The sequence below is a fragment of the Oleiphilus sp. HI0079 genome, from assembly GCF_001635105.1.
In genome coordinates, this window is sequence record NZ_LWFT01000058.1 from 1 (window position 1) to 593 (window position 593).

General features: G+C 48.6%; 1 protein-coding gene. It reads left to right on the forward strand.

What is annotated here, in order from left to right; all coding sequences use genetic code 11:
- Window positions 1-416: 416 nt before the first annotated feature.
- Window positions 417-593, forward strand: a 177-nt coding sequence (locus A3750_RS25215; protein WP_304440154.1) for a ChuX/HutX family heme-like substrate-binding protein, incomplete at its 3' end; no start/stop codon positions are given.

The window sequence follows — 593 nt, forward strand, 5'->3', positions numbered from 1 at the left end:
TTCGAGCTAGAAGCAAGCTATCTTTTGGCCGGCGTTGAAGGTCGGATTGCGTATGGGCAGGTTCGCGGAAAAGACCAGAAAACAGGGGAGGNTCTCACGAACATCCCTGCAGACAGCATCACGGCTCAGCTCTCCAATCAATTCTCAAGTTCGGCGCAACTCGGTATGCGCGTTATTCATACCCAAGACCAAGACAAAACCCGCTATTCGGCCAACACGACTCAGCTAGTGTATGACGATTACACCACATTAGATGTTTATGGCTCATGGGCACCGAAGGCGCTGGGCAACATCACGCTTGATATGAGTCTAAATAACCTAACAGACCGCTATTATCGAAAAACTTGGTCGCAGCTTGATGCTGTTGGTCGTGAGGTTATCTTGGCCGCAACGTATACATTCTAAGAGGTGAGGGTATGCAAGCATATAAAGCTATTCATGGTGATCAAGCGCAGGGGCTGCTTGAGATCTTGAGTCGTTGGGGGCCTCTGACGACGATTGTTTTCTCCGGTGGCAGTGTTTTTGAGTTTAAAGGGGCCTTTCCAGAAGGTTCTGTGGCAGAAGGTTTTTACAATTTTGGTCATTCAGGTTCT